The sequence below is a fragment of the Dietzia sp. DQ11-44 genome (assembly GCF_014145205.1).
Taxonomy (GTDB): Bacteria; Actinomycetota; Actinomycetes; order Mycobacteriales; family Mycobacteriaceae; genus Dietzia; species Dietzia natronolimnaea.
In genome coordinates this window covers 1-6056 of record NZ_JAALEC010000133.1, presented here as the reverse complement: position 1 = coordinate 6056, position 6056 = coordinate 1, and the positions used below count along the sequence as shown (strand labels likewise).

6 protein-coding genes are annotated in these 6056 nt (G+C 70.7%); 3 read left to right on the top strand and 3 right to left on the bottom strand.

Annotated features, from left to right (window positions below):
- On the bottom strand, window positions 1-972 hold a 972-nt coding region (locus tag G6018_RS04145; protein WP_347237788.1), incomplete at its 3' end, for an ABC transporter substrate-binding protein.
- A 95-nt stretch (window positions 973-1067) separates the two neighbouring features.
- Window positions 1068-2990, bottom strand: a complete 1923-nt coding sequence (gene typA, locus G6018_RS04140) for a translational GTPase TypA (RefSeq protein ID WP_179525605.1) — start codon at window positions 2988-2990, stop codon at window positions 1068-1070.
- Window positions 2991-3402: 412 nt separating this feature from the next.
- On the opposite strand from typA, the gene G6018_RS04135 reads away from it, so the two are divergent.
- From G6018_RS04135 to aqpZ, 3 genes are all read left to right on the top strand, one after another.
- Entirely contained in the window at window positions 3403-4023 is a 621-nt protein-coding gene (locus tag G6018_RS04135; RefSeq protein WP_241730811.1) for a hypothetical protein, read from the top strand.
- 38 nt (window positions 4024-4061) lie between these two features.
- Entirely contained in the window at window positions 4062-4790 is a 729-nt protein-coding gene (locus G6018_RS04130) for an NAD-dependent deacylase (RefSeq protein WP_182609517.1), read from the top strand.
- 250 nt (window positions 4791-5040) lie between these two features.
- Window positions 5041-5766 (top strand): aquaporin Z, encoded by a 726-nt coding sequence (gene aqpZ, locus G6018_RS04125; RefSeq protein WP_182609516.1) that lies wholly within the window; start codon window positions 5041-5043, stop codon window positions 5764-5766.
- A 73-nt stretch (window positions 5767-5839) separates the two neighbouring features.
- Here the strand turns inward: aqpZ and G6018_RS04120 are convergent.
- Window positions 5840-6056, bottom strand: a 217-nt coding sequence (locus G6018_RS04120) for a hypothetical protein (RefSeq protein WP_206685253.1), incomplete at its 5' end; no start/stop codon positions are given.

The window sequence follows — 6056 nt, the reverse complement described above, 5'->3', positions numbered from 1 at the left end:
GGCGGACCCCGGCGGGAACGGGTAGGTCGTGACGGCCGGGTCGGACTGTCCGGTGACGATCCGACCGACCACCTCGGGGTCCACCGCCGCCGTGAGGCCGCGCCGCACTTCCGGGTCGCGGACCGCCGGGGCGACGGTGTTGAAGCCCAGTTCGAGTTGGGCCGAGGAGTCGACGGTCACGGCGCGGACCCCGTGGACGGTGGCCGAGACGTCCGCGGCCAACGGTGTCGCCGAGACCATCGCGAGTGATCCCGGTCCTCCACGCAACGCCGCGCCGAGTTGTCCGGCCCCTGTCGCCCGCCGCACGAGGATCTGATCGAGTTCCGGCGCGCGCGCCCAGTACCGGTCGTTGCGTACGAACTCGATCTCGCCCCGACCGATGTCGGCGAACCGGATCATGAACGGTCCCGCGCTCATCACGGGGAGGCTGGACATCGCGCCCTGGAAACCGTCCGGGGCGTTCTTGAGGATGTGCCCGGGCAGCAGGTCGGCGAACAGCGTCCGCCACTGCGTCGGTGGGGAGTCGAACACCACGTCGACGACCTTGCCCCCGGCGCCGGACCGCACCTCGACGATCTGCTCGTACCCGGCGGGGTCGACCACTCCGGGCTGGGTCGTCATCTGCCGCCACAGGTACTCGAAGTCCTCGGCCGCGACCGGCACCCCGTCGGTCCACTGGGCCAGCGGGTCGATCGTGTAGCGGATTGTCCGCGGGCTCCCCGGCAGGGGCTCGGCGGACACGAGGAGGTCGCGGTTGAGCACCGGCTCACCGCCCGGCCCGGGGACGAACGCGCTCGGGAGCAGCAGGGAGGCGACCAGGTCCGTGTCGACTCCCTGATCGGCCAGGAGATGCGGGTTGAAGCCCGGGTCGACGCGGTCGAGGGCCAGCAGGACCCCGCCACTGGACAGGTTGACGGACTCCCCGTCGGTACGCTCCTCCCCCACCACGGTGGGCGGAGGCGGATCGGCCACACACCCTGTGACGACGACGAGGGAGAGCACGGCTGCCAGAACGCTCGTGCCGCGCCGACGAACTGATGCCCCCCTCGTCGCCACCAGGGTCCTCGTCAGTTGACCGACTGCTGCTCGCGCGACTTGGACTTGCTGCGGGCCTTGGCCCGCTCATTGGCGGTGAGCAGCACCTTGCGCACGCGGATCGCCTCCGGTCCGACCTCCACGCACTCGTCGCCGGCGCAGAACTCCATGGCCTCCTCCAGCGAGAGGTTGCGGGCCCTCTGCAGGGTCTCGGTCGTATCGGAGGAGGCCGCTCGCATGTTGGTGAGCTTCTTCTCTTTGGTGATGTTGACGTCCATGTCCTCGGATCGCGGGTTCTCGCCCACGACGACGCCCTCGTACACCTCGGAACCGGGCTCGATGAAGAAGTCGCCGCGGTCGGCCAGGCTGAGCAGCGCGAACGCGGTGGCCTTGCCGGCACGGTCGGCAACCAGTGAACCGGTGTGCCGCGAGCGGATCTCTCCGACCCAGGGCTCGTAGCCGGCCGACTCGGAGTTGGCGATCCCGGCGCCGCGCGTCTCGGTCATGAAGGTCGTGCGGAAGCCGATCAGCCCCCGGGCGGGCACCCGGAACTCCATCCGGACCCATCCGGATCCGTGGTTGCCCATCTGCTCCATGCGCCCCTTGCGGGCCGCCATGAGCTGGGTGACCGCGCCGAGGTACTCCTCGGGCACGTCGATGGTCATGTGCTCCATCGGCTCGTGGACCTTGCCGTCGACGACCCGGGTCACGACCTGCGGCTTGCCCACGGTGAGCTCGAAGCCCTCCCGGCGCATGGTCTCGACGAGGATGGACAGCGCCATCTCGCCGCGGCCCTGGACCTCCCAGTCGTCGGGGCGCGCGGTGTCGAGGACCTTGAGCGAGACGTTGCCCACGAGCTCCTGGTCGAGACGCGCCTTGACCATCCGCGCGGTGAGCTTGGTACCGCCGTTGCGGCCGGCGAGCGGGGAGGTGTTGACGCCGATGGTCATCGAGATCGCCGGCTCGTCGACGGTGATCGCGGGCAGCGCCACCGGGTTCTCCGGATCCGCGAGGGTGTCGCCGATCATGATGTCGCTGATCCCGGCCACCGCGACGATGTCGCCGGCCACGGCCTCGTCGGTGGGCATCCGCTCGACACCCTTGGTCGCGAGGAGTTCCGAGATCCGCACGGACTTGGTCTCCTGACCGCCGTCGGGAAGGTTGTGGATCCACGCCACCTGCTGACCCTTGCGGAGACGGCCGTTGTGGATACGGACCAGACCGATACGACCGAGGAAGTTGGACGCGTCCAGGTTGGTCACGTGGGCCTGCAGCGGCGCGTCGGCGTCACCGCGGGGCGCGGGGATCACGTCGTACAGGAGCGTGAAGAGCTCGTCGAGGTTCTCCCCGGCCGGTTCCTGGCCGTTGGCCGGCTGCGTGGTCGAGGCCTTACCGGCGCGACCGGAGGCGAACACCACGGGCAGTTCGAGCGCGCGCTCGGCCGCGGCCTGGGCGTCCGGGTCCTCGAGATCGGAGGCGAGTCCGATGAGGAGGTCCTGGGCGTCCTCGACGACCTCGTCGATGCGGGCGTCCGGACGGTCGGTCTTGTTGACGACGATGATGACCGGAAGGGATGCCGCCAGCGCCTTCCGCAGGACGAACCGCGTCTGCGGCAGCGGACCCTCCGAGGAGTCGATGAGCAGGACGACGCCGTCGACCATGTTGAGGCCGCGCTCCACCTCGCCGCCGAAGTCGGCGTGGCCGGGGGTGTCGATGATGTTGAAGACGAGGTCGGCGCCGCCCGACCCTGCGCCGAGACGCCGCACCGACGTGTTCTTGGCCAGGATCGTGATGCCCTTCTCACGCTCGAGGTCACCCGAGTCCATGACCCGGTCCACGAGCTCCGCGCGTTCGTCGAACGCTCCGGACTGGCGCAGCATCGCGTCGACGAGTGTCGTCTTACCATGGTCGACGTGCGCGACGATGGCGACGTTGCGGAACTCGGTCAGGGCCATACGGTGGGTTCTCCCTCAGAGGCTTTCGGCGCCACGGGCGACTCTGTGGCCGCCGGGCGCGTGGTGGGAATCTGCGGGACTCCCGCGTGATCCACAAGCGCGTCCGGTCGAGCGCGCGTGCGTGACCACATTACCCGCATCGGCCTCCGGACAGTCATCCCGAGCGGGCGACGCCACACCCGCGGCGGCGACTGTTATTTACATCACAAGTATCTTCTGCCACACTGGCCACAGACGCCACAGCAACCGGGCCTCCGGTATCCACACCTGTAAACGTTGTGAGAACATCGAGCCGTCGATTGGTCGGCCCGCCGACCGGTCCGTCCGCCTCATCCGAAGAATGGACTCGCCAGTGACCCGCCACTCGCTCAGGAACTCGTTCAGGACCCTAGGTCTCGGTGCAGTCGCCGCCATGGCCGTGTCGCTCGCCGTCCCCGCCTCCGCGAGCGCCCAGTCGCTGGACGAGCTGGGCCGCCCGACCGAGCCGGTGCTGCAGGCCATCGAGAACCTCTCCGAGCAGCAGTGGATCCCCGAGGAGACCCGGGGCACCATCGCCCGGCTGGTGGGCTTCTTCCGCGGGTCCGGCGAGCCGGGCACCCCGCTGCCCGAGAACGGTCCGGTGATCGCGCAGTTCGCCTACCCGACCATCATGCAGAACTGCATCGACGGGGAACAGACCGCGGTCGGGGCCGCCACCGCCGTGCCGGGGCCCGCCGGCCTGCCCCTGCCCGGCATCCCGGGCGGCCACCTTGGCTTCATCTTCACCGCCCTCGGCACCGAGGGCGTCGCACCCCAGCAGGTGCAGCCCATGACCGTGGACTGGTTCAACATCAACAACGGTCGCCGCGGCACCACCGTGCTCAGCTACAACGGGATCAACGCGGGCGGACCGGCGACCCTCAACGGTGTCGCCGACACCGGCCCGGGGCAGGTGCTGATGCTCCTGCAGGGCGGCGTCACCACCACCCTCGCCGGCGGCGGGACCTCCAATTGTGTCTCACTGCCGCTGGTGGGTTCCGCGTTCGTCCCGTGATCAGCGACGGCGTGGGGTCCGACCGGCCCCACCCCGACATGAGCAAGGCCCGTCTCGCCCTCGGCGACGGTGGGCCTCTCGTCGTTCTGACGGGTGCCGGGATGAGTGCGGAGAGCGGGGTGCCCACCTTCCGGGACTCCCGGACGGGACTGTGGGCACGCCACGACCCCGCCGACCTCGCGACCCCGGAGGCCTGGGACCGCGACCGGGACTCCGTGTGGGCCTGGTATCGCTGGCGCGAGCACCTCGTCGGATGCGCCGAGCCGAATGCCGGTCATCTCGCGATCGCCCGCGCCGCCCGGGACCGCAGCGTGACGGTGGTGACCCAGAACGTCGACGACCTGCACGAGCGCGCGGGTTCCGCCGGGGTGCACCATCTCCACGGCAGCCTCTTCGCACACCGGTGTGACGAGTGTGGGGCCCCGATGGAGGTGGGGGCGCCGCCGGAGGACCCCGTGGACCGGCTCGCGCCGCCCGACTGCCCGCGGTGCGGCGGACGGGCCAGACCGGGAGTGGTCTGGTTCGGAGAGATGCTCCCCCGGCAGCCCTGGGACGCCGCGGTGTCCGCGATCTCCGCCGCGACCGCGGTCCTGGTCGTCGGCACCTCCGGTCTCGTCCATCCCGCCGCATCGCTCCCCGGCATCGCCGTCGACCTCGGGATCCCGGTCGTCGAGGTCAACCCCGATCCCTCCGGCCTCACGGACGGGGTGACGGTCCACCTCCGTGACACCGCCGCGGCGGTTCTCCCGACTCTCCTGGCGCCCTGACCGAGGCTCACCTCGCCGGGACCGCTTGACAGGTCGCGGAACCGGCGCGGCGGGACCCCGGCAGCGCTAGCGTGTGCTCAGCGGAAACACTCACCACCACGTTCCCGCCTCCCCCGATCCCGGGGAGTACACCACCGGAGGTCAATCCATGTCCGACTCGTCCCCGCGCACCCCGTCCGCACCGTCCCCCGGCACCCCGTCCGACACGTCCCCCGGCACCCCGTCCGGGACGGCGGTGATCGCGGCCGAGGTGATCGGCACCTTCTGGCTGGTACTGGGAGGGTGCGGCACGGCGGTGTTCGCCGCCGTCCAGGTCGCCACCGCAGACACCGGAGACGTCCCCGTGGGCGTCGGCTACCTCGGTGTCTCCCTGGCCTTCGGCCTGACCGTCCTGACCGGCGTGTACGCGCTCGGCCACATCTCCGGCGGCCACTTCAACCCGGCCGTCACCGTCGGCGCCGCCATCGCCGGGCGCCTCCCCTGGGCCAAGGCCCCCGTATACATCGTCAGCCAGGTCGTCGGCGGTCTGGTCGCGGGAGCACTGATACTCGTCGTGGCCAAGGGCAAGGACGGATTCGAGGCGACCGGCCACATGGCCGCCAACGGCTTCGGCGCCAACTCCCCGGACGGGTACGGCCTGCTCTCGGCCCTGATCATCGAGGTCGTGCTGACCGCGATCTTCATCTGGGTGATCCTCGGAGCCACCGATCGCCGCGCCCCCGCCGGCTTCGCACCCCTGGCGATCGGGCTGACGCTGACGTTGATCCACCTCATCTCGATACCCATCACCAACACCTCGGTGAACCCGGCCCGCTCGACCGCCGTGGCCTTCTTCAACGGCGACGGGGCCGTCGGTCAGCTGTGGCTCTTCTGGGTGGCCCCGATCCTCGGCGCGCTCATCGCCGGCGCCCTGTACGGTCCCCTGTTCGGCGAGCGGGTGAAGAACGCCCGGGTCACCACCGGCGCCGCCGCCTGACCACCCGGGAATGACTGCAGGGCCCGCGGGATCATCTCCCGCGGGCCCTGCAGTCGGTCCGACGTACCGGGGGTCAGCGCCCCTGCTCGTCCCGTCGGTTCCGTCCCAACACCTTGTCCACGACGCCCGGCTCCCGGTCCGGGTGGGCGGCCGGATCGACGTCGTCCGGGTGACGCCCCGTCCGGTCGTGGATGCCGGTGTCATGGGTGCCGGTGTCATGGGTGCCGAGACCCTGCGACCCGTCAGACCTGGAGTGCCGGCCACCGGCGTCCGCGATGTCGCCGGTGGCG